The sequence below is a fragment of the Halomonas sp. DP4Y7-1 genome, from assembly GCF_019800705.1.
Classification (GTDB): domain Bacteria; phylum Pseudomonadota; class Gammaproteobacteria; order Pseudomonadales; family Halomonadaceae; genus Halomonas; species Halomonas litopenaei_A.
The window spans coordinates 1-818 of sequence record NZ_JAHVKS010000032.1; the positions used below are offsets into that span (position 1 = coordinate 1).

Genomic DNA, 818 nt, shown 5'->3' on the forward strand with positions numbered 1-818 from the left:
AGTGTCAGCGTCTCGCTGCCCACGCTGACGGTCACGGTGGCGCCATCGGCACCGGCATCGGTGGTCCAGCTGCCGTTGACGCTCTGGCCTTCCACGACTGTCGCGGTACCCGGCTCAGTGGAGTCGCCGATCTGCAGCGTCGGCTGATCGTCCGCCACCGTCACGCCCACATTGGCAGACGTGCTGGTGCCGTCGGTGTCGGTGCCGACCACGGTGATGCCGCTGATGGTCAGTGCATCAACGCCATCGGCGTGGACCAGGCTGTCCGCCAGGGTGGCGGTCACGGTCACTACCGCGGACTGGCCAGCCGTCACCGAGCCGTTGTTATTCAGCGTCAGAGTAATGGCCGGTTCGCCACCGGCTTCGGTGCGCCCTTCCAGCTGACCGGCGGAGTTCAAGGTCCAGGTCAGAGTGCCATTAAGGCCATCGACTCTGATGGCACCGGTATCGCCAAAGCCGATACTGGCAATGGCATCGCTGCCCGCGGTAAAGGTCAGGCTGGCCACGTCCGTAGAGGAAGCGTCGCCTTCGGTCTCGGCATCATCCAGGGACACGGCGGCGTTGGTGGTCGCCGGATCGCTGTCGGTGACGGTGACCGTCGGGCCGGTACCGTCGGTGATGGTGACGGTGTGGCTATCGGAGGCGGTATCACCATCGCTATCGACGGTCTCGATGGTGAAGTTGATCGACGGGCTCTCTGCCTGGTCGAGGTTGTTATTGGCCTCGAAGGTCCAGCTGCCATCGCGACCAACGGTCAACACGCCTTCGGCGGTATTGAAGGTCACGACGTCGGTGTCGGCGTCGCCCAGTGTCAGCGT

The 818-nt window shown here is 64.5% G+C and carries 1 protein-coding gene; it reads right to left on the bottom strand.

Annotated features, from left to right (window positions below):
* Positions 1-818, bottom strand: an 818-nt coding sequence (locus tag KUV72_RS19705; RefSeq protein WP_222239518.1) for a hypothetical protein, incomplete at both ends; no start/stop codon positions are given.